Origin of the sequence: Melioribacter sp. Ez-97, from assembly GCF_051488665.1 — a bacterium.
In the GTDB taxonomy this organism is placed as follows: domain Bacteria; phylum Bacteroidota; class Ignavibacteria; order Ignavibacteriales; family Melioribacteraceae; genus Melioribacter.
In genome coordinates this window covers 48,997-74,657 of record NZ_JBPSEG010000001.1, presented here as the reverse complement: position 1 = coordinate 74,657, position 25,661 = coordinate 48,997, and the positions used below count along the sequence as shown (strand labels likewise).

The following is a 25,661-nucleotide window of genomic DNA, read 5'->3' as shown; positions in this document are numbered from 1 at the left end:
AAAATGGGAATAGCGGATTATCCGGAATTGCCGATATTGCTTGTTGACGACGAAGAGCAATTTCTCTTCAGCGTCGAAACGTCTTTGAACACGAGCGGCATAAATAATATCGTACTGCAATCCGACAGTACAAAAGTTCTTGAAATGCTCGAAAAGGATGAATACTCTTTAATCGTGCTCGATATAAATATGCCTGGGATTACGGGACTGGAGCTTTTGCCGCAGATTAAAGACAGGTTTCCTGAAATACCGGTAATAATATTAACCGCGCTGAACGATGTGGAAAGCGCCGTCGAAAGCATTAAGTCGGGCGCTTATAATTATATTGTTAAACCGGTCGACACCACGCGGCTGGTTACCACAATAAAAGGCGCTCTCGAGTTCCGGGAAGTGCTTTCCGAAAACCGTCGTCTGAAAGATTATTTGCTGAAGGATAAAATCGAAAATCCCGAAGCTTTCGAAGAAATTATCACAAAAAACAAATCGATGCGATCGATCTTCAAATATATCGAAGCGATTGCAAATTCTCCTTTGCCCGTGCTTATTACGGGCGAAACAGGCGTCGGAAAAGAATTGATTGCCGGAGCAATTCATAAAGTCAGTTCCAGAAACGGAGAGTTGGTAGCCGTCAATGTGGCGGGATTGGACGACACTTTGTTTTCCGACACTCTGTTCGGACATAAAAAGGGGGCTTTTACGGGCGCAGAGCAGGACAGAAAAGGTTTGATTGAACAAGCCGAAAAAGGAACTCTGTTTCTCGACGAAATCGGCGATTTGAGCATCGAATCCCAGGTTAAATTGTTGCGTCTCATTCAGGACGGCAGGTATTATCCGCTCGGTTCCGATATTCCGAAACAAGCCGACGTAAGGATTATATGCGCTACGAATCTGAAAATTGAAGATATGAAGGAGAGTCCCAAATTCAGAAAAGACCTTTACTACAGATTGCAAACTCATCATATTCATATCCCTCCGTTGAGAGAACGGAAAGAAGATATTCCATTGTTGATCGACTATTTTCTTGAAAAAGCCGCAGAAAAACTGAACAAGAAAAAACCGACTCCGCCGAAGGAACTTTATACTCTCCTTGCGAATTATCATTTTCCCGGAAACATAAGAGAGCTCGAAGGGTTGATATACGATGCAGTCAGTATACACAGGTTCGGCGTTTTGTCTCTCGATTCGATTCGAAATAAAATATTTGCGGATATGAAAAAGGACGTTGCTTTGGAACATACCGAAGAACACGCCGATAAAATTATCTTTCCGGAAAACCTTCCTACGCTTAAAGAAGTAGAAGAAGCGTTGATCAAGGAAGCGCTTAAAAGAGCCGATAACAATCAGACGATTGCGGCAAGGCTGCTTGGTCTTAGCAGAAGAGCCCTGAACAACCGGCTCAACAGAAAGAAATAACCGTAAATTTCTCCAAAGGGGTGCCACAAAACTGCAGACGCCACGCATCTGCATTCTCTCTAAGTTATTTTATTTCAATAAATTATAAATAAACCTGTATAAATAAGGAAAAAATGTGGCAACGCCTAAATAAGTAAATGTTTGCGTTTGGGTTAAATTAATAAGTAATGAAGTTTGGCACGGGCTTTGAGGAAATATAAGCGAACTTTTAGACAAGGAGGATAAAATGAAATCTGTTAATAAACTTACGATCGCAATTTTGATAACTTTCTTTGCGGCAAACATTTTTGCTCAGGAGCCCGAATACAAAAAGCTGGTTGAAAAAGCAAACGAGCGTTTTCTCTACAATCTCAATGTGGAGCATACTGGAATTGTCGAATCTTCCATTTTCAACATAATGGAAGTAAAAAATAAATTCCCCAACGAGGACTATCGGAAATTGGTAAGAAGATTATACGAGCTTGCAGTGGAAGGCAATACTCCCGCTATCAGATACAAAGCTCAGCTTGCAAGCCTCTATTTCAATTTCTATGATATGTTTGCGGATATAAAGATTACCGAAGCAGAAAAAGAAAATCCGGATATCTTCTTCCAGGAGATATCAAATAAATTGATGAAAGCGCCTATAGCAGTTAATAATTAACACACCCCCGCCTTATTAGGGCTGTTCCGAACGGACCGGGGAAGTTTTGACACGAACTTCATAGCCTCCTAGATACATTACCCGGAATTGTTTGGAACAGCCTTTTTTATTTTTAAATTGGGTGCAATGTATTATTGATATATAAAAATTATATATTGCATATGATTTATTTAAATGATTTTAATGAAAAATATAATTTATCTTTTTATCCTGTTAGTATTTTTTAATTTTAATCTCGAAGCCCAAAATTCCGGTACTTTGAGAGGGCTGATTGTAGATTCAACAAGTTCGGAAGCGTTGGCTTATTGCAACGTATACGTGAAAGAATTGGGAGTCGGAACCGCCACGGATTCGAGAGGATATTTCCTTATTCCTTCCATACCCGCCAATCGGAATTTTACTTTGATTATTTCTTATATCGGCTATAATACGAAGGAAATTAAAATAAAAGTTTTTCCGAATAAAATAACGCATTATGATATTCGGCTCGTCCCTTCCGACATCGAACTCCAAACAATCGAGAAAGTTGAAAAGTTAGTCGAGGAAAGCAGAACGGATATAAGCATCCGCAGGATTTTGAGCAGGGAACTGGAATATCTTCCGAAAGGCGTGGAATCCGATTTATTCAGATCGCTTAAATATCTTTCCGGCGTTCAGTCGACCGGCGACGTATCGGCAAGATTTTACGTCAGGGGCGGGGCAAGCAATCAGAATCTTATACTGCTCGACGGAGTTACGTTATATAACCCTTTCCATGCGCTCGGTCTTTTCAGCGTGATTGACCCCGACGTAATAAATAACATCGAATTTTATAAAGGCGGATTCGCGGCAAACTACGGCGGACGTCTCTCTTCGGTTATCGATATAAAAACAAACGACGGTAATAAAAACAGATTCGGAGCTAAAGCCAGCGCGAGCTACTTGTCGGCTAAATTATTGCTCGAAGGTCCTTTGCCTCACGGCTCTTTTTATCTGAGCGGCAGAAAAAGTTATTCGACTGAAATCCTTAAAAAATTCCTCGACAATCAAAATATTCCGGCTGATTTCTACGACCTCTCTTTCAAAATGAATTATTCCAATCAGGATTTCATACCGGGGAGCAAATTTATCGTGAACGGATTTTTCAGCAACGACAAAATCGATAATCCCGACCCGACGATTGAAGATTTCGGCTGGAAAAACAATTTGTTCGGGTTCAGATGGTTCTTCGTGGGCGACAGCCCGCTCTTTCTCGAACTCGGTTTGTCGATCAGCAATTTCAAAGGCGAAGTGCTGCCTCAATTAAGCTCGCTTGCAAAATCGAGCAATGAGATAAACGATATATCGATGAAGATGGATTTGACTTACATATTCAATTCGAAAGACGAACTGGGCGTCGGTTTTCATATCAATCAGATTAATACGGAATTATTTATCGAAAATATCGTTGACGAGGATACCGATATCAGGGCGGACGGCGCCGACATTTCGCTTTACACAAAATATAAACTTTTGAGATTCGACAACTTTGCCGTGGACGCCGGACTTCGTTTTAATCTCGCTTCGGTCTCGCAAAATAAAGAGAAAATGTTCATTGAACCGAGATTAAACGCATCCTATACATTCTGGAATTTTTTGACTTTCAAAGGAGCATGGGGACTCTATCAACAATCTTTGACAACGGTTTCGGACGAAGACGAAATTATCAACATATTCGAACCGTGGATTATTACTCCCGAATATCTTCCGCCCGCGAAAGCAATGCATGCAATTTTCGGAGTCGAAATCGGAACGGGAAATTTTTGGAAGTTCGGGGTCGAATCGTACTATAAAACGGTCGATAATCTGCCGGTTTTGAATAAAGACAAAATTTACGCTACCGACCGCGATTTAAAAGCCGGCGAGGGCGAATCCTACGGTCTGGAAGTCAACGCTTCGATCAGCGCGTCTTTTGTCGACATTAAAACGTCATACACGCATGCGTACGCGTACAAAGTTATCGACGGAAAGAGATACTATCCGCGTTACGATACCCGGCACAATTTTAATCTTATGCTGGATTTTAATTTAGGCGGGAATTGGCATTCGAGTATTATCTGGGTCTATTCGTCGGGACTGCCTTTTACGGAAATCCTGGGTTATTACGATAAACTGTATCTCGACAATTTCTTCGATTCGTGGAATTTCCGGGATCCGCGCAGACCTTATACGCTCGTCGGCATTCAGAACCTCGGCAGATTGCCCGACTATCATCGGCTCGACCTGAATATTTCGAAGAAATTCGTTTTCCCGTTTATGAATGTATATCTCGATTTTAATATCGTTAATCTCTACGACAGAGCCAATATCTTTTATTTCAAAAAAGACACGGGCGAAAGAGTCAATATGCTGCCGTTCCTCCCCACATTCTCGGTTAAGGTGGAATTATGAAAAAGAAATTATTTTATTCTGCTTTTATTTTATTGGCGCTGACGATTATTTCATGCGACGAGTCGTTCGATCCTTACGGGGAATTCGAAGAAAAATATGTCCTTAATTGTATTGTGAGAGCCGATACGAATTATCAGACGGCTTTGTTGTCGAAGAGTTATCTGTCCGGGAATTTCGATCCGTACGGCAATACCGACGATAAATCCGTTCAAAATGCATTGGTCAGATTATGGAGCGGTAACGACAACGTCGTCATACTAAAAGATACAACAGTCGAACGTTCGCCCGACGACAAATATAAATCCCCGTACAGAATTTATTATGCAAAAGATTTCAGACCGGAACCGGGGCTTCCTCTCGAAATCGAAGCCGTCTTACCGAACGGAAAGGTATTGTCTTCAACCACGACGGTTCCTCAACCGATTAAATTCAGCGAAGCTTTGTCGGACACTCTCATACCGCCTCAAAAAGGAGATTATATTCAGGTTGTCTGGAACAGCGCTCAAACAAGACCGGTCTTCGTATTAAGAATGGGAATCTATTATTTTAAACACGAAGGCGGATCGAGAAAAAGATATATTTATGAAGTGCCGCAAAATTATGTGGAATACGAAGGCAAGCACGTGCCGAACTATCCCAAACCGATAACGCAAAGCCGCTACAGTTATGATATGTCTGTAATCGATAAAGCAATGGAACTAATTTCCGAAGGCGAACCGGACAAAAGCAAATTTGAAATTCTGAGCTGCATTCTCGAAGTAATTTCACTCGACGAAAATTTAAGCGTCTATTACAATACGACGGCGAATGCGAACAACAGATTTTCGGTTAAACTCGACGAAATGGATTATTCGAATATAAAAGGTGGATTCGGAGTTTTCGGGGCTTACAATCGGAATTATTATGTGCTGCGGTTTACTCACGATTACATCAGGTCGTTTGGTTACATACCGGGATTGAAAGAATGAAAAGTTTTCTGAAAATATTATCGGTCGGAATACTGGCGCTTTACATTTTTAATTCGTGCGACAGGGAAGTTTATACTGGTTCGGCGGAGCCGGAAATTTTATATAACGGTAAAATCTTCGTCGACAGCAACCCGGATTCCGCGCTTATTTATATAGACGGTAAAAATTCCGGATTCGTTACTCCGGATACTATCAAAGGATTATCCGAAGGCGTCCACTACGTTACATTGAAAAAGAATTTGTTCAAAGACACTACCATAACCGAAGAAATTAGCGGCGCCGAATATAAATCCCTCTTTGTGGACTTTTATAAAAATCCGGCAAACTTCGGTATTATTTATGTAAACAGTAAACCGGTAGGAGCGTCCGTTTACCTGAATGACGAAAATACGGGCTACGTTACTCCGAAATATCTTACAAATTTATTGGTGGGCGAATATAAAGTAAAGTGCGAATTGCCGCTTCACCGCTCCGACAGCGCAATTGTTCAGGTAACTTACAGTAAAATAAAATACTTGAATTTTATTCTGGACGATACAAGCAAATGGGTCAATTATAATATTAATAATTCGCAATTGAGCAGCAATCATCTTTCGGCTCTTGCAGTCGACGGCGCCAGCGTTTGGATTGGAACAAGAGACCGCGGTATTGTAAGAATCCGCGGAAATAAATTTGATATAATTCAATCGACAAATTCGCAGCTCAAATATAACTTCATTAATTCCCTTTATATTCACAACAATGAATTGTACGTTGCCACGAGCGGAAGTCTTCAAAAATACGACGGCGCGGCTTGGACAGATTTTACTCCGAATCTGCCCGACCCGTACGTTACAAGCGTTGTTTTCGATAAAGAAGACGTAATGTGGATCGGCACTCAAAAAGGATTGGTCAGATACGACGGAAAAAGTTGGAAAGTTTTCGACAGGACTTCCGGAATGTCGAGCGATTTTGTAACGGGAATTGCAATCGACAATTTTAATAATGTGTGGGTTGCGACTAACAGCGCAGGAATTAATATGTACGACGGAAATCAATGGGAAATTTATGATATGTCGAATATGAATCTGGGCGCTAATCTCGGAAATTCAATCAAAGACATTGCCTGCGACAAAGAAGGCTATGTTTATGCGGCTCATATTTATAACAGCGAAAAAGGCGAGTTGGGCGGATTTACTAGATTCAAAGACGGCGTATGGGAACAGTTGGAACTCGTCGGCGTGCCGTCTAATTTTGTCGAATCGATTTATGTTGACGAAGAAGGAAACAAATGGATCGGCACAAAAGGCGGATTGACTAAATTCAGATACGACCCTTCGGACGGATTCTTCTTTAACACGTCAAATTCCAAATTGCTGGCAAGCCAGGTAGTCGACATAAAAATTGCGCCGGACGGAAACTTGTGGATAGCCACATTCGGAGGCGGCGCGGCAAAAGTTAAAAAGGGAAACTATTAATATTATTCGCTTACCTTATAAACCGAATCGAGTAAAGTTCCGTCGACCCATTTGACTACCGAGACTACTTTTCTTCTGTCGATTTTCGGTTTTGCCGGTCTGCCGCATATTTCATAAACCTCTTTTTGAATATCGGCAATCGACCGCAGCGGAAGAGAGCTTTTCTTTACTTTTTTAATCAAATCTTTTCTTGCCGGATTGACTGCAATGCCGCGTTCCGTAATCACTGCGTCAATTAATTCACCGGGTCCGCAGAGCGTAGTTACCTCGTCCACAATCACTGGGATTCTGTCCCTGAATGAGGGTATGGCTAAAATAGTGCAGCCCGCATAAAGACAATTTTGCCATCCGCCGATTCCGTGCAATAACATCCCGTCCGAGTGCGTCACAACGTTGGCGTTAAAATTCAGGTCAACTTCCGTGGCTCCCAATACAACCGCGTCTACCATCGAAGCAAAATTTCCCTTGCCGTGAAAATTATAACTTGTAAAAGGGGAAGTCATTATGTGCTTCGGATTTTCTCTCATTGACCTGACGCCTTCAAGATCGAACGTTTGTCCGTCGAGGATATAATCGGTTAAACCTTCTTCGAGCATTTCGACCAGATATTTTGTGGAGCCTCCTCTTACAAAACGGGCTTTTATATTTTTTTGTTTCATTTTTTCTTTAATAAAAGGGATGAATGCCAGACTCGTGCCGCCGGCTCCTGCCTGGAACGAAAACCCGTCTTTTAAAATTCCTGCTGCGTCCATAAACTCCGCTACGTATTCGGCAATTAAAAGTCTGTCCGGACTCTTTGTTATCTCGGTAGTTCCGCTTACAATTTTTGCAGGGTCGCCGATCGAATCGACGACTACCACGTAATCGACATTGTTGCCGGAAATCTGCCCTGGAACGCACGGGAAGTCGACTAAATTATCGGTGACGATAATAACCTTGTCGGCATAAATGGAATCTGCAAGAGCAAAACCCAATCCACCGCATGCCGATTTTCCGTAAAGACCGTTGGCGTTTCCGAACATATCCGATGCGGGAGCCGCAATAACCGCAATGTCGATATGAACTTCGCCGTCCTGTATCGCCTGATATCTGCCGCCGTGCGAACGCAATACTCCCGTTCCTTTCATCTTTCCCGTACTTGCGTATTTGCCCAACGGTCCGTTCAACGAGCCTTCTATATGATGAATCGTGCCGTCTTCGAGATATTTGATTAAATGTTCGTGACAGGGGAATGACGCGCTCGGAAACCACCTTATATTTTTAATTCCCATCGAATGGATTACGTCGAATAAATAGTTGGTTACCAAATCTCCGTTGCGAAGGTGATGGTGCGTCGAAATTGTCATACCGTCTTTTATGCCCGAAAGCTCGAGAGCTTTTTTCAAGTTTTTTACGACTTTATTTCCGTCTTTAGGAAAATCAACGCAAGTAGATATCCGGGGAGCGGCTTTTTTGCTTTTCGGTTTGTATTTGTCGACTCCTTTGAAAGGAGTTTGTTTGATTCCGTTTACGTATAACGGAACTAATCTGCCGGCTTTGTTTTTTATCATTTTCATGTTGCTCGTCATTTTTGTTTTACCGATTCAAGAATTTTCAATGCGCGTTTAACAACCGGTGGATCGATCATTTTGCTCCCGATCGATATAACGCCCAGATTTTTTCTGCGGGTTTCGTTGAAAGCTTCCACAATCACTCTTGCTTTTTCGATTTCCGAAGGAGAAGGCGCAAAAGCTGTATGTACTATTTTTATTTGTCTGGGATGTATGCATCCTTTCCCTTCAAAACCGAGAGCTTTCGATTCGAGACAGCTTTTATAGAGTCCTTCCGTATTCCCGACGTCCGAATAAACCGAATCGATGGCTTGGACTCCGGCGGCTTTTGCGGCATTGACGACGACCGAGCGGGCGTAAAAACTTTCGAGACCCGCTTCGGTTCTTTGAACGCCGATATCCGCCGTATAATCTTCAAGTCCGATTGTCAGCGCGCAAATATTTTCCGAAGCCGATGCAATTTCGAATGCATTCACAACTCCCAATGCGCTTTCGATAATCGGCATTAAATAAATTTTATAACGAATATTTTTTTCTTTTTTGACGGCGTTAATTTCTTCTTCGACTTTAATGACTGTTTCTTTTGACTCGCATTTTGGAATAAGAATTACATGAACGTAATGAGGAACGATTGCTCTCAAATCCTCAAGCCCGAGAGGAAGTTGATTAATTCGAACCATTTTTTCGGCGCCGTAAAAATTGACGGCTCGTAACGCATTCCGGACCAAAATACGCGCCGAGTCTTTTTCGGAAGGGTGAACGCTGTCTTCAAGATCGAGTATAACTCCGTCTGGTTTATGAAGCCCCGCGTTTATATGAAACTTCGGTTCGTTTCCGGGCAAATAAAGCCGGCTTCTTCTTATTCTGTCTTTTGATGTCGGCGTTATTAATTCTTTCTTTATCGGCGGGAGAAATTCTTTTGTTTCATTCCTGAAAATTCTTTTATATGCCGTTTCGAACCGCGCCGCAATCGTATAAGGCAGAGCTCCGTAGTCTTCGATTTCAATTTCGGCTCCTGTCAGTTCGTAGAACGACGATATCCTGCGTATCAGGCGTTCTATTTCGCCGCCGTACAATTTGTCGACTTTGCTCTTCAGTTTAATTGTCAGGCTTTTAGAGCGTTTTAATTTTTTTATTGTAACGCGGCAGTCCGAACGCGTATTATCGGATTTAACGCCTGCCGACCCCGTATCGTTAAGAATTTCCGTTTTCATATTATTACACAATTAATTTATTCATGAATTCGCCTGCTTTCATATTTTCACAGTTATTAACGAGTTCTTTAATTTCTTTTTGTTTACGTGAGTCCAAAAGTTTCGAAGAAAGACTGTTGAATTTTGATTCCAATTCCTCGTCGGTCATCGGGTTGTTTGGATGACCTTTCGGATACTCGAGATATTCCGAATATTCTTTTCCGTCGGTTGTAATAATTTCGACTTTCGACGGTTGTTTTTCGGGAAACAATTTTTCGAAATCATAAGAGGCTACGCCTTCAATCTTATCGATGACCGACCAGATACGCGGGTCTTTGAGTTTTTCTTCCGAGAATGAATCGGTTGTAATCTTCCTGTCGACTACAGCCGCGGCAATGCAATAGGGCAGTGAATGGTCTGCCGTTTCTCTCGATTTTGGCTTATACTTTTGCGGATCGAACAGGATGTCGCATACTCTTGCTATCGTTGTTATTATGATTTTATCTATTTGCTCCGGTTTGATGTCGTTCTTATTTACGAGAGAAAGAACGGCGGAAATGTGAGTGTGAGTTAGCGCTTCGGTAGGAAAAGCTTTCATACTGCATTCGAGAATTTTATATTTATTGCCGAGACCGTCGAATAGTTTATAGAGATCCCACCCCCACTCGCCGTAGATATCCATACCCGGCGCTTTGACCGGTTTGTTTTGTTTCGTTTTATAATCCCATCCCCATAAACAATCGAAGAAACCTTCTTTGCCTTCAAAAATAAATTCGGGACCCGTAAAGCCTTCTTTTGCCAGGAAGGACGAAATTACGCCGTTGTAGACAGCCATCGGATCGACCGTGTTTTTCATCATCGAAAGTTGACCGGAGGCGGGAGCTCCGGAAGTAAAATTATGAGAGCCGTTAATACCTACGGCGTTTACCATTTGCTCTGCGTTTAGATTGAGCAGTTTGCCCGCTACTACCGGCGCTACAAATTGCGTTATGGATGCATGATGCCATTTACGCTCGCGTATGCCCGGTACGGCAATTTCGCATAAGCGTTGCTCGAATTCGTAGCCCAATACAATTGCGGTCAAAACGTCTTTCATGCTTGCATTGGAATACTCGCCTATCGCTAAAGCGGCGGGAATTAAATCCGAGGGATGCGACGGATCCTGTTTCCAGTAGATGTCGTTAAAATCGAGAGAACGTATCATCTGAGAATTTACAAATGCCGCATGGGCGGAAGGGAATTTGTCCCCGAACGCTAAAACTGTCGATTCCTGCCTTCCGCCTATATTCCGGAAATAATTTCTGATGATATTTACGTCTTTGGTTTCGTAAGCTCCGTATGCGCATCCGATCGAATCGTACAAAAAACGTTTGGCTTCGTGAATAACTTCCCCCGGTATTTCTTCGTATTTTAAATTTACGGCGAATTCGGAAATAATTCGTGAAACGGATTTTTCCATGACGAATTCCTTATACTGTTTTTTTTAATGAGAGAGTGGTTAAAGGCGAAGAAGGTCTATTTATTCTGCCAGTTGGTTTCGTATAATTTCGGGAAGTTGAGATAAGGATAATAATTTTTGGAAGTTATTTTATTCACTTTGCGCACAATTACTTATGCCTTTAGTTGCCATAAAATTATCACTTTTCTTCCTAAAAGAAAAGCGTTAAATGACAATTCGGTAAAATTAATTTTCCAGATTTTTTTTTATCCAGTTTTCGAGTCCTCCCGATACAATCAATTCCTGAGCTGGAACGCCGACAGGAGAAATATTATAGATTTTATCGTCCGCAATTAATTTGGAATTTACAAAATCCACCGTCGCTGCAATTCCGGTTTTGATTGTGTTTTTGTTATTGTCCTCAAACATTTTTTTCAGGTCAATAACAAGCTTGGGGCATTCGATTGCCAGGAAGCCGTTGTTAATGGCGTTGCGTTTATACGTTTCGCTGAAAGAGCCCGCAATTACGAGTTGTATGCCTTTGTATTTGAGGGCTGTGGCTGCCTGTTCTCGCGAGCTGCCCGTCCCGAAATTGAAACCGCCGACTAGAAGGTCTCCTTCCTGCGCAATTTTTCTGAATTCCGGGTCGTAATTTTCCATAACTACATTTGCCTGATCGCCGGGAGTCATATCGTCGTTATAAGTGTATTTGCCGGGATAAATGCCGTCCGTGTTTAAGTTATCCTGAGGGCAGAAGATAATTTCGCCTTTTATTTCTGTGGGAAAGCCTTCAATAATATCGACTTGTTGTGTTTGCGATTCGGGCTTTGAATTAATTTTTATGGAGCCGGCAATCGAATTTTCGGATTGAGCGACATCGTAATTTATATAACCTGCGACGGCGGAATGGGCTACAACTGCGGGCGATGCCAGATACGCAAAAGCTTTCGGCGAACCCATTCTGCCTTTGAAATTTCTGTTTGTCGCCGATATTCCTACTTCTCCGTCTTCTAACAATCCCGCGCCCAGACCGATACAGGGACCGCATCCCGGAGGAAGCGCAACGGCGCCGGCGTTTATTAAATCCTGCCAGTAGCCCCGGGCCTCGCTCTCTTTTTGAACTTCGCTGGAAGCCGCTGCAATATAAAATTTGACATGCGGAGCTATCTTTTTTCCTTTTACAATTTTTGCCGCCTGTTCAATATCTTCAAGTCTCGAATTGACGCAAGAAACGAGATATGCTTTATCGATTTTCACTTTGTTTTTTATCAGTTCGGAAACGGGCGAGAATTTCTTTACGCTGTTCGGTCCGGCGACAACCGGTTCGATTGTCGATAAATCTATTGTAAGTTCTTTGGCGTAAAATGCGCCGTCATCCGGTTTTAGATTGTCCGCATTTTTTTTGAGCTCGTTAAGTCTTTCTCTGTTCAATCTCGGATTTTTACCGTTACCGTCGGCGTCGGAAGGCACGCCTTCGGGACCTCTCTTTTCGATGTAATCGATTCTTTTTTCGAGCCATTCTAAAGTAATATTGTCGACAGGGAAGATTCCCGCAACGGCTCCCCATTCGGTCGTCATATTAGCGATCGAAAGTCTCTGGTCGACCGACAAGCAACTAATTCCGTCGCCCGAAAATTCAACGGCGCAATTCAAAACTTCGTCGTTGTTAAAATAACCGCACAGAGCGATAATAACGTCTTTGCCGGTAACGCCGTCGGATAATTTTCCGTTCAGAACAACTTTGACGGTTGGAGGAACCTGCCACCATGTCTTTCCGGTTGCCCAAATGGATGCGGCGTCGGTTCTTACTATCGGCGTTCCGAGGCATCCTATACCGCCGTACATGTTAGAATGGCTGTCGGATGCCACAACCATAGAGCCGGGGAATGCGTATCCTTCTTCGACCATTATCTGGTGTCCGATGCCTCTGCCTGCGGGATAGAAATCCGCTCCCATTTCCCTTGCGAATTCTTCAATGCGCTTGTATTTATTGAGATTCTTTTCGTCTTTGTTTTGAATATCGTGGTCGAGCGTTATTACAACCTGGCGGGGATCGGCTAATTTGGCGGCTCCGATGGATTTGAATTTCGGAATAACCGCCCCGGTATTATCGTGAGTCATTACGTATGCGGGACGAATTGTAATGTAGTCGCCGGCGTGAATTTTCTGATTCGGTTTCAATCCTACCGCATGTTTCTGCGCGATTTTTTCGACCAATGTCTGGGGCATTCTTGCTCCGGAAAATTTTGTTTTACAAATATATCTATTCTTGGCAATTAATGATTCTTCAATTCTTAAAAGGCTCGAAAGATACGAAGTCGGCATGATGCACAATTATCGCTTCGACGGATCTTTTTCCCAGGTCGCCTTCTTTGGAATGATAAGCTATAATGTGCAGGACTTCCGGAGGCAGCCCGAATCTGTCGGCAATCGCAACGCCGCTGAAAGGATGCCTCAAAAGACTGCCGGCTTTGCTCGTTCCGAGTTTTCCGTCCTTTTTGGTGTATTCGAATAATTTCCCGACGTCGATTAAAATTGCTCCGGCTATCAAAATGTCCATGTCGATATTAATCGCGTCGCCGAAATTTTCTTTCATCCTCCCGGCAATATCGACGGCAAGCTGCACGCACGTTCTTTTGTGATTGATGAATGAAATATTGCAGTCCTTAATCAAAAGCGAAAACGGAATTTCGTGTAAATCCTGCGCGGTTAATTCGGAATTTTCCAACGCATATTTCCAGCATTCGATCACTTTCTCTTTGAGCGAAAGGTCTTTAATTAAGTTTACTTCCGGCCACAAAAGAATTATTTCGTCTTTTTTCATATCGTTTATTTTGATGTTGAAGGTTCGGTATTGGTCCTGAGTACGGTAAACGCCTGCCATGCAAGCATTACTGCGAGAGCAAATAGAAATATCGACACGATTGAAAGCAAATAATTGTTAACAAGCAGGTTATTGTAAAAGAGCATGGCAAGGGCAGATAACGTTACAGAAAACATGAATAACATCGGGATGAGAGTGAAATAATAATTTATTTTGAGATTAATTACCCAGACGGTTATAGCCAGAAGCGCGATTGCTGCAAGCAGTTGATTTGCGCTGCCGAATACGGGCCAGATAGTCATACTCTGACCGCTCATCGTAAGAAGACCGCCTGCAATTACGGTAACGAAAGTAGCAAAGTATCTGTTCGACGTAATTCCGTTCTTCTCTGTCTGCCGGCGGGTTTCAAAAAATTCCTGGAACGTATAACGAGCTAATCTTGTCGCCGTGTCGAGGGAAGTAAGAGCAAAAGCTGCTACGGCAAGCGCTGCAAAGCTCGATGCGTGCGCTTTGTCGATACCGAGCAGAGGTATGTTGTTGATGAAATTGGCAATGCCTGTCGAAAAAGCCGTAACCGCGCCTTTCTCGTTCAATAACTGTATAAAGCGGGCTTGATCCAACGAAGCGACGGATAATAATGCAAGCACTGCCAGAACGCCTTCGATGAGCATACCGCCGTAACCGATAAGTTTTGCGTCGGTCTCTTTGTCGAGTTGTTTTGCCGTCGTGCCGCTGCTTACAATCGAATGAAAGCCGCTTATTGCGCCGCAAGCTACCGTTACGAAGAGAGCGGGGAAAAGATATCCGATTTTATCTATTTTGAAATTAGTAACCGGCTCAAGATGAACTTCGGGCATTGTAAAAAACAAACCAACAATTCCTCCGAGCATCAAGGCATAAAGCAAAAACGAATTCAAATAATCGCGCGGCTGCAGTAAAATCCAGACCGGAGTTACCGACGCGAAAAAGATGTAAACAAGTAAAATTATTATCCAGGTTTGTTTGCTCAATAGCAGCGGGAACTGATTGCCGGTATAAATCGCCAGAGCCAGTAAAACAATCCCTGCAACAGACGATAAAAGAAGCGGCATTTTTTTACGGTACGACGTTAGTCCGAAAGCAATTGCAATTACGATAAATAAAATAGACGCGGTACCGGCGGAAGGAATGCTGTTAAATGTATTCGATACGATGATTGTAAAGACGGCTATTACAAGAATAAGCGTAGCCCATGTAAAAATAAGAAACAGCTTCTTGCCGCTCAGACCGATATAATTTTCAATTACCTGTCCGATTGTTTTTCCTTTGTGGCGTATCGAAGCGATCAAAGCCGTGTAATCGTGGACGCCGCCGATGAAAGTAGAGCCTATCAGAATCCACGCATAAACGGGCGCCCAACCGAAGCTTGCGGCGATTATAGGACCTACAATCGGACCGGCTCCTGCAATCGAAGCAAAATGGTGTCCCAATAGAACAGGCGGTTTTGCCGGAACATAGTCGACTCCGTCGTACATTTCATGCGAAGGAGTGGTATGCTTCCCGTCAATTGAAAATTTATTTGAAATAAAATTCCCGTAGATACGGTATGCCGAAACGAACATGATTATTGCAAAAACTATTAAAATGACGCCGCTCATAACGCACCTGAAATTTAAATGGCAGTTGATGTCCTAATTTACAAAAATTATTATAGTTTCGAAATTACCGCGTCTGTCATTTGTTGCGTGGTTGCGGCTCCTTGTTTGATTACGTCGGGACCGCCTTTGAGCTTGAGCATATCGTAAGTTCTCACTTTGCCTTCTTCGATTACTTTTGCAATTGCGTTTTTAATTCTGCCGGCAATCTCGTTTTCGCCGATGTGTTCGAGCATCATTACGGCGCTCATAAACATTGCAATCGGATTTACGATCGAAGGCTTCAGCTTTTCGTATTTGGGAGCCGAGCCGTGAGTCGGTTCGAAGACGGCAACTTTTTCGCCTATATTGGCGCTGCAGGCAAAACCGAGTCCGCCGATAAGTCCGGCAAAACCGTCGCTTATAATGTCTCCGAACATATTTTCAGCCACAATCACTCCGTAATCTTCCGGATTTTTTGTAAGCCACATCATTTGAGCGTCGATATTCGTATCCCATAATTGAATATCCGGATATTCTTTCGAAATTTCGCGAGCGATTTTAAGCATCATGCCGGAAGTTTCGCGAAGCACGTTCGGCTTTTCGCATAAAGTAACGCTCTTGTAATTATATTTACGGGCATATTCGAAAGCGGCTCTTATAATTCTTTCGCTCGCTTTTTTGGTTACAATTCTTGTGGAAATTGCCATCTCTTCGCTAGGAACGTTCGCAAAAGCTTTCATCTTCGGGTGCGTCTCCAATGCTTTCCTTACTACTTCGGGCGGATTTGTCCATTCTACTCCCGCATAAAGACCTTCGGTGTTCTGTCTGAATATTACGGCATTCACGTAAGGCTCTTCGTACGAACCGTCTGTTTTTTTCCGGATAAAGTTCAGAGGATTGCCTTTGAAAGAGATACAAGGACGAATGCAAATGTCGAGATTGAAATGTTGTCGGAGAGCTACGATAGGGGAAAAGTAAACAAAACCTTTGTCGCGCAATTCGGGTTTCAGTTCTTCCGCCGCTTTATCTTTCGGTTTGCTCGTAATGGCTCCGAACAGTGCAATCTTGTGTTTTTCGATCAACTCGATTGTCCTTTGTGGCAAAGGATTTCCTTCGTTACGCCAGAATTCCCATCCGATGTCTCCCCAAACATATTCGGCTGCAAATCCCGCCGCATTTAACAATCTTATTGCTTCGGGCAAAACTACTTTTCCAATACCGTCCCCCGGCAGAGCTACGATTGTTCTCATGATTTCTCCCAGTATAATGAAATTTTATATTTCAACATAGACAACATAACATTTAGAGGCAACTCTTATGTCTATTTAAGATGATTCCGCTTTATCTTTAAATAGTTTTTTTTAATTTTGACAAGACAAAAAAAGGGACATGATATGAAGTTTAGCGTTAATATAGATCATATTGCAACGCTCCGAAATGCAAGAGCGGAATTTCAACCAGACCCGGTGGCTTTTGCGCTTATGGCTGAACTTTACGGAGTCGACGGTATCGTAGTCCATTTGAGGGAAGACAGGCGTCACATAAACGAGCGCGACGTAAGACTGTTGAGAGAACTAATTACGACAAAACTCGACCTCGAAATGGCGGCTGTAGACGAAATAATAGAGATTGCCTGCGACGTTAAACCGGAACTTGCCACTATCGTTCCGGAAAAAAGACAGGAACTTACGACCGAAGGCGGAATTAACGTTATCGACAATATCGGACTGTTGAGCGACGCTATAAAACGGCTGCATGAATCGGGCATCGACGTTTCGCTTTTTGTTGAACCCGACGTCGACCAGATTAACGCAGCTGCGGAAATAAATGCGGATTATATCGAAATTCATACCGGCAAATACGCCAATTCTCCCACTGAAGAGGAAAGATTCGACGAACTCGATAAGATTCGACTTGCGGCAAAACACGCTAAGAAATTGGGATTGGGCGTTAATGCCGGGCACGGTCTGAATTACGTCAATATGAAAGAATTTGTCGCAATCAAAGATATCGACGAAGTGAGCATAGGACATGCAGTAATAGCGCGCTCGGTATTTGTCGGCGTTGAAAAAGCCGTCAAAGAAATGATCGACATAATCCGAAACGCTCAATAAATCGACCGGAAAAATATTGACTGATAATCTCAAGAAAAAATTAGACTACCATTACAGACAATTCAACGGCAAGACAATTGTTCCCGATCCGGTTCTGTTTCCTCACAGGTACGCCGATTACCGCGACATCGAAATATCCGCTTTCGTTTCGTCTTTGTTTGCTTACGGAAATATTTCGCAAATACTTAAAACGCTCGACGAAATCCATTCTATTATGCAAAACAGACCGTATGAGTTTACGCTTGATTTTTCGTTGAACTCAAAAGTATTCGATAAATTGAAATATCGTTTTTACACTCCGCACGATATTAAACTTCTTTTTTACGCGCTCAACAGGATTTACGTACAATACGACTCTTTGAAATATTTGTTTTTGCTTTATCACTTCGAAAAAGAAGAGAATTTGAAATCGTCCATTTCTTTTTTTGTAAATAATATTATCGATATAATGAGCAAAAAAGGGGAAGTAACTGCGGGGATTAAATTCATGTTGCCCGACCCGATGAAAAGCAGCGCATGCAAGAGAATGAATTTGTTTTTAAGATGGATGGTCAGAAAAGACAATATCGATTTCGGGCTGTGGCATGAGATCGGGACGGATAAACTCGTAATTCCCGTCGATACTCACGTGGCAAGAATAAGCAAAAGTCTCGGACTTACTCGCAGGAAGATAATCAATTGGAAAATGGCGGAAGAAATAACCGGGAATCTGAAAAAATTCAATCCGTACGATCCCGTAAAATACGACTTTGCAATTTGTCATATAGGAATGAATAAGAAGAAGATATGAGTATAAAATGTTTGCTCGTCTATCATATCAATGTTATATTAGTCGAACGATTATCAAATTATTAATACCATAAACAGGAGAACGGCATGTCGGAACAAAAACGATTTGTCCCATTCGTCTCGCCGGAAACAAATATGGCGGAATTTACCGCGCGTGCTCTGATTATCGGATTGCTAATGGCAGTTGTGCTCGGAGCCGCCAATGCGTATTTGGGTCTTAAAGCCGGTATGACAATTGCTGCCACCTATCCGGCGGCGGTAATAGGAATGGCGTTATTGAAATTAATGAAAGGCACCATACTCGAAGAGAATTTTGCCCGTACTGTCGGTTCAATCGGAGAATCGATAGCGGCAGGCGCAATATTCACTTTACCGGCGTTTTTTATTGCCGGAATTTGGGATCCTTTTTTTACTCCGGGTCATTATGCGATTTCAACGGCAATAATGGTTGCCGGCGGTATACTCGGTATAATGTTTGTAGCTCTTTTGCGACGGGTTATGGTGGAAGATGTTGAACTTCCTTTCCCCGAATCGGTCGCAGCTGCGGAAATTCATAAAGCCGGTCGTAACGGCACCGCAGGCTCGAAATATTTATTCAGCGCTATGGGCATAGGAGCTGTTATTCAGATGCTCGGAAAATTTAAATTGTTCGCTTTTTCGTACGACAAAGTTTTACACTTCGGCAAAGGAAGCATTCTGTTCCGTTCGCCCGAAGTCAGCCCAGCTTATATGGGCGTCGGATATATTATCGGTCCCCGTCTTGCCGCATTGAACTTCAGCGGCGGAGTAATCGCATGGGGATTGCTCGCCCCGATTATTGCATATTTCAAGTATACTGCCGCAGGCGATACTTCGATGGATACGACTGATATGCTCGTGCAGGTTTGGAAAGATTACGTGCGTCCAATCGCAATTGGAGGTATGCTCGTGGGCGCAGCATATACATTATGGAAAATGAGAAACAGTCTTATTACCGGTATCGGCAGGTCGGTTAGCGACGTTAAAAAAGCGGCTACCGGTGAAGTGACTGAAATCCGTACCGAAAAAGACCTTAGCTTTACTACTATACTCGGCGGTATCGGCTTAACCGCAGTCGCTACTTTCTTTATCTATAACTTCTTTGCACAGGATATTTTCGCCGCATTTGTGGCTACCGTAGTAATGATAATTGCAGGATTCTTTTTTGCAGCCGTATCGGGTTATCTTGTCGGAATAATCGGATCGAGCAACAATCCGATCAGCGGATTGACATTATCGACTCTGGTAGTAGCGGCTGTATTAATGGTTGCATTGGGAATGAAAGGAACTCAGGGCGTCGCTGCAGTACTTGGAGTCGCAGCGGTAGTATGCGTATCGGCAGCAGTGGCTGGGGAAATGCTTCAAGACCTTAAAGCCGGTCATATACTCGGAGGTACTCCCTGGAAAATGCAGCTCGGCGACATTATCGGTGTTGTAATTGCTTCGGCTGTTATGTTTATCCCTCTTTTCATTCTGCATGAAGGCGATATCAAATCGGGCGGAATGGGATTCGGCGGCGACGCGCTCCCGGCACCGCAGGCAAGTTTGATGGCTATTCTGTCGAAAGGTATCGTTGCCGGTCAAATGGAATGGATTTTGATTTTTACCGGAATGCTCATGGGCGTCGGTTTTATTATGATGAACGTTAAAAGTCCCATGCTTGTCAGCGTCGGTATGTACCTTCCGTTGGGAACCACATTCGCAATTTTTGTGGGCGGTCTTATAAAAGGAATCGTCGAAAGAATTTCCGCCAAGCATAATTTCAACGACGCTCAGAAATCGAGAGTCGAAAATGTCGGAATTCTGCTTGCCGCCGGTTTAATTGCGGGCGAAGCGCTAATCGGACTGCTCTTTGCGGGCTTCGCATTCTGGGAAGTGCCGCTCCTCGAAATCTTCAAAGAACCTACGTTCATTATCAGTTTGGCGGTACTGTTGTTTATCGCGTATCTGCTCGTAAGAATTCCGATTAAAAATGCAGGTAAGCCGGAAGATCCGGCGTCTCCTTCGGTTCCGGTTTAATGATATTATAAAACAATAAGAGCTGCTCCTTTCCGAAAGGGGCAGCTTTCTTTTATATTCTGCGGAATGTTATGGATTTTTTCAGAAGAAGAAAAATATTAAAAGACAAAAATTATCTCGATCTGACGCCGGTCAGAAAAGTCGAACACGAACAGGAGGGTAATCTGGTTACTTTACTGATTCCCAAATTTACAAGCGCGTTTGCCGTTAAATTTATAGCGCCGAGAATGAAATCAAAATATATAAAACTGAAGCTCGACGAACTCGGTTCGGCTTCGTGGCTCGAAATTGACGGCAATACCAGCGTAGGCGAATTGTGCAATCGACTCAGAAATAAATTCGGCGAAAAAATCGAGCCCGTTGAAGAACGTTTGACCCGGTTTCTGACGCGGTTGTATATGGAAAAAATTATTTCTTTTAAGGAAATAGAAGGAGAAAAATTATGAGCAACACACTCGGTAATCTTAAACCCGAATTGTTATGGAAACATTTCGAAGAAATTTGCAAGAGACCGCATCCGTCGAGAAACGAAAAGCTTGTTGCCGAATATATAATAGATTTTGCCAGGAAAAATTCGCTCGACTACAGCGTCGACAAATTCGGAAATATTGTAGTTAGGAAACCCGCCACTCCCGGCAAAGAAAATTTAATGACGGTCGCATTTCAGGGACACCTCGATATGGTGCCGGAAAAAAACAACGACGTTAAACACAACTTCGACAAAGACCCTATTCAGGCATACGTAGACGGCGACTGGGTAAAAGCCAAAGGCACTACTCTTGGTTCCGATAACGGCATCGGCGTAGCTGCGGCTCTGGCTATTCTTGAATCGAAAGACCTGGAACACGGTCCGATCGAAGCTCTTTTTACACTCGACGAGGAAACCGGATTAAACGGCGCTCAGGCTCTTGAATCCGGATTTTTGAAAGCCGATATTATGATTAATCTCGATTCGGAAGAAGACGGCGCTTTTTATATCGGCTGCGCGGGCGGACAAAATACATTTGCAGAATTCAAAACGAAAACAACCCCGTATAAAGAAAATACAGTACCGCTCGAAGTTTCGATTACAGGATTAAAAGGCGGACATTCGGGACTCGATATTGCAAGCGGCAGGGGAAATGCAATTAAATTGATGGCCCGTTTGCTCTATAATCTGAATGAAAAATTCGGCATTACATTGTCGAAGATCAACGGCGGAAGCAAACACAATGCAATTCCAAGAGAAGCTTTCGCGCTGATAAGAATTCCAAAGAAAAATTATCTCGATGTTCTCGATACTGTTTCGAAATTCGAATCCGCGGTTCAGGCGGAACTGGCAACGGTAGAACCTTCTTTGCAGGTGATTGCCAAAAAAGTGCAGTCGCGCGCAAAAGTAATCGACAAAGCCGCGTCCGATAAAATTATAGCGTCTCTCTTTGGAATTCAAAACGGCGTAATTAAAATGAGCGCAGACATCGAAGGATTGGTCGAAACCTCTTCCAACCTTGCAGTTGTTGTAACAAAACAAAACAGCGTCGAAGTAATCACAAGTCAAAGAAGCTCTGTGGAATCCGAAAAGTACGAAATTTCGGACGCAATTGCCGCCGTATTCAAATTGGCAAAAGCAAAAGTTAATTTCGGCGAAGGTTATCCCGGATGGAAACCCGATATCAATTCTCCGATTTTGAAAATTATGAAAGGCGTATACAAACATATGTATGGAGCCGAGCCGGAAATTAAAGCTATTCACGCGGGACTGGAATGCGGCATTATCAAAGAAAAATTTCCGCATATCGACATGATATCGTTGGGACCCACAATACAGGGAGCTCACTCGCCCGACGAAAAAGTCCAAATCAGTACGGTGCAAAAGTTCTGGGATATTCTGGTTAATACTCTTAAAGCCATACCTTCAAAATAATTGTTTTACTCGTATGGGAAGCCTGATATTCACCGGGCTTCCCATGCGTTATATTTTCGAATAATCGGGTTTTTGTATATGAACAATACGATTAAAAAGCCTCAACCGACGTTTCTGTTCAGATGGACTATCTTGCTTTTAATCAGTCTGGCGATGTTCGGCAATTACTATATCTACGACAGCATAAGTCCTCTGGCTGATTTACTGGTAAAGCAGCTAAAGTTTACCGACTCCGATATCGGACTTCTGCAAGGGATCTATAGTTTTCCCAACATTATAATGGTGCTCATCGGCGGAATTATTATAGATAAAATCGGCACGAGAATATCGGTGCTTATTTTTACGTCGCTTGTTATGATCGGTTCGATAGTAACTGCTTTGACCGGCAATCTCTATATTATGGCGCTCGGCAGGTTAATATTCGGACTCGGAGCCGAATCGATGATTGTCGCCATAACTACAATAATTGCACGTTGGTTTAAAGGCAAGGAATTGTCGCTGGCTTTCGGATTGAATCTGACTGTTGCGCGGCTCGGCTCTTTTCTTGCTCTTAATTCGCCCACCTGGGGAAAAAGTTTTTACGAGTATTGGCAGTCGCCGCTGCTGATTACTGTCGCTGCGGGAGTCTTTGCGGTTGTTACTATAGGGCTTTACTATCTTCTCGACGTAATCGGTTCGAGGAAATTCGACCTTCCCGCCGAAGGACAACAGGAAAAAGTCGTATTGAAAGAAGTTTTCACGTTTCCGAAAGCCTTCTGGTATATTACCGCGCTTTGCGTGACGTTTTATTCGGCAATGTTTCCGTTTCAGACTTTTGCAATCAAATTTTTCCAGGATGCGCACGGCACAACGAGGGAAGTGGGCGGCAACCTTTCGAGTATATTGACTCTTGCGGCAATGATTTTTACCCCTCTCTTCGGATTGCTTGCCGATAAAATCGGGAAACGCTCTTGGCTGATGATGTTCGGCTCTCTGCTTATTATTCCGGTTTATTTAATGATGGCTTATAAAGCGGGCAAGCCCGACGTAATGACTGACGGCGATTTTATTCGTTTGACGATTTCATTCTTCGATATTGACGCTGCGATTCCGATCTATCTGATACTTCCGATGTCGATGATGGGAATTGCATTTTCGCTTGTGCCGGCTGTAATGTGGCCGTCGGTTGCTTTGATTGTCGATAACTCTAAACTCGGTACTGCATACGGCTTAATGACCATGATTCAGAATATCGGTTTGTTCGCTTTTAATATTATTATCGGTTACGCAAACGACATTTCGGGTGCGAGCGCTTCTAATCCCGCGGGCTATAATACCGGAATGTGGATTTTCTCGACGCTCGGATTTTTCGGACTCGTGTTTGCTTACATGCTGAAAAAAAGTCAGCGGCAGCTCGACGCCAAGCCCGAATAAATGTTTTATTTGTATTCTTTTTTAGTAAATTGTATTTGAAAAAGTTTTCGGATATATGAAAATAAAGTCATTAATCGCAATCGTTTTACTAGCTTTTTCCGTAAACGGAGTTAATGCTCAAACATTCGGGTTCGGCTGCCTTGGTTTGAGCGGTTTCTACGCCGGTTTTACGCACCATTATTACGAAGCTCCGGCTATAAACGAATTTGTGAACACATACAAAATAACAGCCGATCCCGCCGAAGGGCTTGTTCCGAATATCGATTTTAAGAGATCGACGGGATACAGAATCGGCGCTAACATTTTCAGAGCAAAATTTTCCAGCATTTTTATCAGCGCCAAAGGATATTATCAATTTCTTAAAGAAACGCACGAATACAAAATTAGCGTTTTGAATTCCGAGCGTTACGAATTGTCGATGAATAATTGGGGAGTCGGAATGGACATCGGAATTCCGGTTTTTTCATTCCTCGACTTGAAATTGGTTGAAGGGCATTTAAATTTTTATTCCCCCGAGTTTAAGATTAACCTCATTGAACAAAACAGCGCAACCGTTGACCTCTATAAATTTACTTCGGACGAAACCAAAATCGGTTACTTCCTAGGCTCGGGATTGATAATCCACCTTATTCCCGATTATATAAGTCTCGAAGCCACAGCCGGTTACAATTTTTTGGAATTGGAACAATTATACGACGGGGACAATAAATTATCGATTCCCGTAACAAACTCGACTAATGAAATAATTAATAAAAAAACATTTTCCGCAACTCTTCAAATCAATGTAGGATTCCCGCTTTAAGGAAACATTATGAAAATGACAAAACTCGACAAAGCCGCAGTTATAGCCGTCCGCGATTGCATGGGCGCCAAACCGAAAGAATCGGTTTTGATTATAACCGATGAAAAGAAGAAAAAAATCGGATATGCTCTTTATCAAAATGCTTTGAGATTGGGGCACAGCTCGATTTATCTGGAAATGAAATCGGGCGAAATGCACGGAGAGGAACCACCCGATCAAGTCGCGGAATTGATGAAAATGTTCGACGTAGTACTATGCCCGACGGACAAATCATTGACTCATACAAACGCCAGAAGAGCCGCATCCGCAAAAGGTGTCCGAATTGCGACTTTCCCCGGCATTACCGAAGACGTAATGATACGAGGTTTGAACGCCGACTACAAAAAAATTGCAGAACTTACCATTAAACTTGCCAAAAAGCTCGACAAAGCCAAGAAAGTTCGGGTTACTGCTCCAAACGGCACCGACATTTCTTTCGAAATCAAAGGACGGAAAGCAATCGCCAGTAAAGGTTTGTTTCATAAAAAAGGCGAGGGCGGCAATCTGCCAACAGGCGAAGCTTTTATAGCGCCTCTGGAAGGTACGTCCAACGGAGTATTTGTGGTTGACGGTTCTATGTCGGGAATTGGCGTCGTTAAAAATAAACCGATTAAAATCGAAGTAAAAGACGGCTTTGCAACAAAAATAAGCGGCGGTTCGCAGGCTAAAAAGCTCGAAAAAATACTCAATAAATACGGAAAATTAGCCAGAAACATTGCCGAATTCGGAATAGGAACCAACGATAAAGTGAAATTGAGCGGAAATTTGCTCGAAGACGAAAAAGTTAAAGGCACGGTTCATATTGCGCTGGGCGACAATAAAACAATGGGCGGCAATGTAAACGTTCCGATTCACCTCGACGGATTGATAAAGAAGCCGACCGTATGGCTCGACGATAAGATTATTATGAAGGACGGCAAATTAATTATTTAAGAAGAAACCTCAATATAACTTAATATATTAAAAGCAGTTACGGCGTCAGCCTAATTTGTCGGCAAAATGTAGCGCAATGCTTTTTTAAATTTTTACTTTATAAAGCCCTCCGAAAATTGA

Annotated in this window: 20 protein-coding genes; 13 read left to right on the top strand and 7 right to left on the bottom strand. The window is 42.9% G+C overall.

Annotated features, from left to right (window positions below; genetic code table 11):
* Positions 1-3: 3 nt before the first annotated feature.
* From ACSSWA_RS00260 to ACSSWA_RS00240, 5 genes are all read left to right on the top strand, one after another.
* Positions 4-1,413, top strand: a complete 1,410-nt coding sequence (locus ACSSWA_RS00260) for a sigma-54-dependent transcriptional regulator (RefSeq protein ID WP_437354602.1) — start codon at positions 4-6, stop codon at positions 1,411-1,413.
* A gap of 226 nt (positions 1,414-1,639) precedes the next feature.
* Positions 1,640-2,056 carry a hypothetical protein gene (locus tag ACSSWA_RS00255; protein WP_437354601.1) on the top strand — a complete coding sequence of 139 codons (417 nt, stop codon included), beginning with the start codon at positions 1,640-1,642 and terminating at the stop codon, positions 2,054-2,056.
* 183 nt (positions 2,057-2,239) lie between these two features.
* Positions 2,240-4,465 carry a TonB-dependent receptor gene (locus tag ACSSWA_RS00250; protein ID WP_437354600.1) on the top strand — a complete coding sequence of 742 codons (2,226 nt, stop codon included), beginning with the start codon at positions 2,240-2,242 and terminating at the stop codon, positions 4,463-4,465.
* On the top strand, positions 4,462-5,433 hold the full coding sequence (locus ACSSWA_RS00245; RefSeq protein ID WP_437354599.1) for a DUF4249 family protein: 972 nt from the start codon (positions 4,462-4,464) through the stop codon (positions 5,431-5,433). Before ACSSWA_RS00250 ends, ACSSWA_RS00245 begins: the two co-directional genes overlap by 4 nt.
* Positions 5,430-6,890 (top strand): two-component regulator propeller domain-containing protein, encoded by a 1,461-nt coding sequence (locus ACSSWA_RS00240; protein WP_437354598.1) that lies wholly within the window; start codon positions 5,430-5,432, stop codon positions 6,888-6,890. Before ACSSWA_RS00245 ends, ACSSWA_RS00240 begins: the two co-directional genes overlap by 4 nt.
* Positions 6,891-6,892: 2 nt before the next feature.
* Here the strand turns inward: ACSSWA_RS00240 and citF are convergent, their stop codons facing one another.
* The 7 genes from citF to ACSSWA_RS00205 all read right to left on the bottom strand — a co-directional run bounded on the left by citF (position 6,893) and on the right by ACSSWA_RS00205 (position 16,761).
* Positions 6,893-8,446 carry a citrate lyase subunit alpha gene (gene citF / locus ACSSWA_RS00235; RefSeq protein ID WP_437354597.1) on the bottom strand — a complete coding sequence of 518 codons (1,554 nt, stop codon included), beginning with the start codon at positions 8,444-8,446 and terminating at the stop codon, positions 6,893-6,895.
* Between the two features lie 8 nt (positions 8,447-8,454).
* Complete coding sequence (locus ACSSWA_RS00230) at positions 8,455-9,654, bottom strand: aldolase/citrate lyase family protein (RefSeq protein WP_437354596.1); 1,200 nt, start codon at positions 9,652-9,654, stop codon at positions 8,455-8,457.
* Between the two features lie 4 nt (positions 9,655-9,658).
* Positions 9,659-11,092 (bottom strand): MmgE/PrpD family protein, encoded by a 1,434-nt coding sequence (locus ACSSWA_RS00225; RefSeq protein WP_437354595.1) that lies wholly within the window; start codon positions 11,090-11,092, stop codon positions 9,659-9,661.
* 225 nt (positions 11,093-11,317) lie between these two features.
* The gene (lysF, locus tag ACSSWA_RS00220; RefSeq protein WP_437354594.1) at positions 11,318-13,300 is read right to left on the bottom strand and encodes a homoaconitase; all 1,983 of its coding nucleotides are present in this window, start codon (positions 13,298-13,300) and stop codon (positions 11,318-11,320) included.
* Positions 13,301-13,358: 58 nt separating this feature from the next.
* A complete protein-coding gene (locus tag ACSSWA_RS00215) occupies positions 13,359-13,895 on the bottom strand; it encodes an HD domain-containing protein (protein WP_437354593.1) in 537 nt (178 codons plus the stop codon).
* Between the two features lie 5 nt (positions 13,896-13,900).
* Positions 13,901-15,532, bottom strand: a complete 1,632-nt coding sequence (locus ACSSWA_RS00210) for a carbon starvation CstA family protein (protein ID WP_437354592.1) — start codon at positions 15,530-15,532, stop codon at positions 13,901-13,903.
* A 50-nt stretch (positions 15,533-15,582) separates the two neighbouring features.
* Entirely contained in the window at positions 15,583-16,761 is a 1,179-nt protein-coding gene (locus ACSSWA_RS00205; protein ID WP_437354591.1) for an isocitrate/isopropylmalate dehydrogenase family protein, read from the bottom strand.
* 144 nt (positions 16,762-16,905) lie between these two features.
* Here ACSSWA_RS00205 and ACSSWA_RS00200 point away from each other — a divergent pair, with 144 nt between their 5' ends.
* From ACSSWA_RS00200 to ACSSWA_RS00165, 8 genes are all read left to right on the top strand, one after another.
* Positions 16,906-17,625 (top strand): pyridoxine 5'-phosphate synthase, encoded by a 720-nt coding sequence (locus tag ACSSWA_RS00200; RefSeq protein ID WP_437354590.1) that lies wholly within the window; start codon positions 16,906-16,908, stop codon positions 17,623-17,625.
* A 16-nt stretch (positions 17,626-17,641) separates the two neighbouring features.
* Positions 17,642-18,415 (top strand): TIGR02757 family protein, encoded by a 774-nt coding sequence (locus tag ACSSWA_RS00195; RefSeq protein ID WP_437354589.1) that lies wholly within the window; start codon positions 17,642-17,644, stop codon positions 18,413-18,415.
* Positions 18,416-18,501: 86 nt separating this feature from the next.
* Positions 18,502-20,451 carry an OPT family oligopeptide transporter gene (locus ACSSWA_RS00190; RefSeq protein ID WP_437354588.1) on the top strand — a complete coding sequence of 650 codons (1,950 nt, stop codon included), beginning with the start codon at positions 18,502-18,504 and terminating at the stop codon, positions 20,449-20,451.
* Positions 20,452-20,522: 71 nt separating this feature from the next.
* Entirely contained in the window at positions 20,523-20,897 is a 375-nt protein-coding gene (locus ACSSWA_RS00185; RefSeq protein WP_437354587.1) for a PqqD family protein, read from the top strand.
* Positions 20,894-22,354: an aminoacyl-histidine dipeptidase gene (locus ACSSWA_RS00180; RefSeq protein WP_437354586.1), complete on the top strand. Its 1,461-nt coding sequence runs from the start codon at positions 20,894-20,896 to the stop codon at positions 22,352-22,354. Before ACSSWA_RS00185 ends, ACSSWA_RS00180 begins: the two co-directional genes overlap by 4 nt.
* A gap of 78 nt (positions 22,355-22,432) precedes the next feature.
* A complete protein-coding gene (locus tag ACSSWA_RS00175; protein WP_437354585.1) occupies positions 22,433-23,767 on the top strand; it encodes an MFS transporter in 1,335 nt (444 codons plus the stop codon).
* Between the two features lie 55 nt (positions 23,768-23,822).
* Positions 23,823-24,569 carry a hypothetical protein gene (locus ACSSWA_RS00170; protein ID WP_437354584.1) on the top strand — a complete coding sequence of 249 codons (747 nt, stop codon included), beginning with the start codon at positions 23,823-23,825 and terminating at the stop codon, positions 24,567-24,569.
* A gap of 9 nt (positions 24,570-24,578) precedes the next feature.
* Positions 24,579-25,541, top strand: coding sequence for an aminopeptidase (locus tag ACSSWA_RS00165; RefSeq protein WP_437354583.1), 963 nt, complete (start codon positions 24,579-24,581; stop codon positions 25,539-25,541).
* The last annotated feature ends 120 nt before the right edge of the window (positions 25,542-25,661 follow it).